This window comes from Pelagibius sp. Alg239-R121, from assembly GCF_947331435.1.
Classification (GTDB): domain Bacteria; phylum Pseudomonadota; class Alphaproteobacteria; order Kiloniellales; family Kiloniellaceae; genus Denitrobaculum.
The window spans coordinates 1-1,637 of the sequence record NZ_CAMZOF010000040.1; the positions used below are offsets into that span (position 1 = coordinate 1).

The 1,637-nt window shown below is 52.6% G+C and carries 3 protein-coding genes; 2 read left to right on the forward strand and 1 reads right to left on the reverse strand.

Annotated features, from left to right (window positions below; all coding sequences use genetic code 11):
- Positions 1-25: 25 nt before the first annotated feature.
- Positions 26-478, reverse strand: a complete 453-nt coding sequence (locus QMZ18_RS36850) for an Lrp/AsnC family transcriptional regulator (protein WP_282611432.1) — start codon at positions 476-478, stop codon at positions 26-28.
- A 102-nt stretch (positions 479-580) separates the two neighbouring features.
- Between QMZ18_RS36850 and QMZ18_RS36855 the strand changes: the two genes are divergently transcribed.
- Together QMZ18_RS36855 and QMZ18_RS37205 are read left to right on the forward strand one after the other, a co-directional pair.
- A complete protein-coding gene (locus tag QMZ18_RS36855; protein WP_282611433.1) occupies positions 581-1,261 on the forward strand; it encodes an AzlC family ABC transporter permease in 681 nt (226 codons plus the stop codon).
- Positions 1,258-1,554 carry an AzlD domain-containing protein gene (locus tag QMZ18_RS37205; protein WP_367575976.1) on the forward strand — a complete coding sequence of 99 codons (297 nt, stop codon included), beginning with the start codon at positions 1,258-1,260 and terminating at the stop codon, positions 1,552-1,554. Before QMZ18_RS36855 ends, QMZ18_RS37205 begins: the two co-directional genes overlap by 4 nt.
- Positions 1,555-1,637 lie beyond the last annotated feature (83 nt).

A 1,637-nucleotide genomic window follows, 5' to 3' on the forward strand; every position in this document is an offset into this window, starting at 1 on the left:
GTGACAAAGGTCAGCTTTCTCGCTGTCAGATCGGCAGCTTCAGTGTCGCTTTTTCCGTTGAAACAACGATTGACGTTCTGAATTTTCGTACATTCTTATCTGCGTAGAAAAACCGATGCGTGAACGTTTCGTAGTCAGTGATATCATTCGCCATAACGATCATCATGAAATCAGCATCCCCAGCAATACAGTAGAAATGTGTCACCTGCCGATCCTCCCGGGCCTTTCGTTTGAATGCATCAATCTGGTCAAGACGGTCTCTCTCAAGTTCAATAGCAATAATTGCGGTCACGCCGAAGCCAAGCCTCTTTGGGTCGAGAACAGCCACCTCTTTTTCGATGACCCCGGTTTCACGCAATGCTTTCAGTCTGCGCTGCACAGATGCGGTCGACGTCGCCACACGGTCCGCCAGTTCTTGAATGGGTGCTTTCGCATTTTCCTGTAGAATTCCCAGGAGTTTCCGATCCACTGCATCCATGATCGTATCATCTCGCAATTATTTATATAATGATCGAATAATATCACGAAAATCAGAAAAAGCTAGTATATCGCATCATGTGAACTGCGTATTCTCGCCTGCATGAAACATGGTGCATTCGCTATTCTTCCTCTGGCAGCAGGGGCAGCACTCTACGGCTTTGCCTTCGGCTTGCTCGCCGCACAAGTTGGTTTCCCATGGTGGGGTGTCGGCTTGATGAGCGCCGCCGTTCATGCGGGTTCGTCGCAGATCGTCACCGTTGAGCAGTTTGCGAGTTCCTCAGCGGTTTTGGGCGCGGCCCTCGCAGGGGCAGCTCTCAATCTACGCTACATTGGTATCGCTGCGTCTTTGTCAGAGGTGCTCAATGGCTTGTCCTTGCGGATCAAGCTGTTCGCCATCCACGTTACAGGCGATGAGAACTGGGCGCTAACGATGTCGGAACGGGCGAAGTCTTCGGATATTGGCGCCTCGTTTCTTATCGGGTCCGGGCTTGTGATGATCGGAGTCTGGACGGTTTCCACAACGGCGGGTGCCATTGTCGGTGCTGTCTTGCCCGACCTGGAGAAATTTGGCCTCAGCTTTGCTTTCACAGCCGCCTTCATCGCCATGGCCAGAGGTCTTTGGCGCGGTCGGCCCAGTGCTTTGCCTTGGTTGATTGCCTTCGGAACGACCATCGCTGTCGCGTCATTCGGCTTACCCAAGGCCTATGCAATTGTTGCTGGCGCGCTCTGCGGGCTGATCGCCTCACGTTTTGTGTGGCGAGTTAGGCAGGTGATACAATGACCGCGTCCCACTGGACACTCATTCTGGTCCTTGCGATTGCAGCCTTTTCAATCAGGGCTGTAGGTTTGTTCGCTGGCGACAAAATCAGAGCGTCCCGTCATGCATGGATGCTCGACGACCTTCCCGGTTTGATCGTGGTGAGCTTGGTTGCGGCTTCGCTAGCTGGACAACCGCTTCAAACCTGGGTGGCCGCTACGATTGCTTGTGCTGTTGCACTTCTGACAAACCATGTAATCGCAACCATGTGTATTGGCGTATTAGTCTACGCCGGCCTTGTGTGGATCAGGCTATAGAGGGTCAGTTGCAGGAGGAGGTCGCAATTCAAACGCACCTATCTCTACATTGCTGACCTTAGCGGAAGACAGAGTTAACACTA

Bases quoted from the DNA above. Each gene is read 5' to 3' on its own strand.
- QMZ18_RS36850 (WP_282611432.1), bottom strand. From the start codon at position 478: ATGGATGCAGTGGATCGGAAACTCCTGGGAATTCTACAGGAAAATGCG.
- QMZ18_RS36855 (WP_282611433.1), top strand. From the start codon at position 581: ATGAAACATGGTGCATTCGCTATTCTTCCTCTGGCAGCAGGGGCAGCA.
- QMZ18_RS37205 (WP_367575976.1), top strand. From the start codon at position 1,258: ATGACCGCGTCCCACTGGACACTCATTCTGGTCCTTGCGATTGCAGCC.